The organism is Streptomyces sp. SID3343 (assembly GCF_009865215.1).
Lineage (GTDB): Bacteria > Actinomycetota > Actinomycetes > Streptomycetales > Streptomycetaceae > Embleya.
Map to the genome: position 1 here is coordinate 1 of NZ_WWJX01001026.1, position 522 is coordinate 522.

Below are 522 nucleotides of genomic sequence, written 5' to 3' on the forward strand. Positions count from 1 at the left end.
GGACGAGCCGATCGCGATCGTCGGGATGAGCTGCCGGTTCCCGGGTGGGGTGCGCTCGCCCGAGGATCTGTGGCAACTGCTCGTCGCCGAAGGGGACGCGGTGGGGGAGTTCCCGACCGATCGGGGGTGGGACACCGACGAGTTGTTCGACCCCGAGCCCGGCCGGGCGGGCACCAGCTACGTCCGAGAAGGCGGCTTCCTCTACGACGCCGGTGACTTCGACGCGGGGTTCTTCGGGATCTCGCCGCGTGAGGCGTTGGCGATGGACCCGCAGCAGCGGCTGATGCTGGAAGCGACCTGGGAGGCGTTGGAACACGCGCACATCGACCCCGACGCGTTGCGCGGCAGCCAGACGGGCGTCTTCGCGGGCACCAACGGGCAGGACTACGCGAGCCTGATGTCCGGCGCGCCCGAGAGTGACGACGGCTACCTGATCACCGGCAGTTCGGCGAGCGTGGTGTCCGGCCGGATCTCGTACGCGTTCGGTTTCGAGGGTCCGGCGGTGACGGTGGACACGGCGTG

General features: G+C 69.9%; 1 protein-coding gene. It reads left to right on the plus strand.

Going from position 1 to position 522, the window contains the following annotated elements; genetic code table 11:
- Positions 1-522 (plus strand): polyketide synthase (locus GT354_RS31950; protein WP_161359867.1); only part of this gene is annotated, 522 nt, incomplete at both ends.